Here is a 215-nt window from a genome sequence, read left to right as displayed (position 1 = left end):
GCTTGAGCCGGCAGATCGCCTGCGCCAGAACGAACCCGAACACCAGGCTGAGGACCGCTGTCTCGGCCGAGATTCTGAGCGTGGTGAACAGCACCGACAGGTTCACACCGGTCAGTGCGTCGGCGTACCAGTGCAGCGTGAACGAGCCGTCTGCGTTCTTCAGGCTCAGCAGCAGCGTGGAGAAGATCGGGTAGACGAACAGCACCAGCAGGTAG

Annotated in this window: 1 pseudogene; it reads right to left on the bottom strand. The window is 62.3% G+C overall.

The window, feature by feature from the left end:
* Positions 1-215, bottom strand: a pseudogene (locus OO68_RS41975) (ABC transporter permease); the annotation flags it as partial.

This window comes from Streptomyces iakyrus (genome assembly GCF_000717055.1).
GTDB classification, from domain to species: domain Bacteria; phylum Actinomycetota; class Actinomycetes; order Streptomycetales; family Streptomycetaceae; genus Streptomyces; species Streptomyces iakyrus.
Note: the sequence above shows the minus strand (reverse complement) of the source record. Positions and strands in the feature narration are given on the sequence as shown.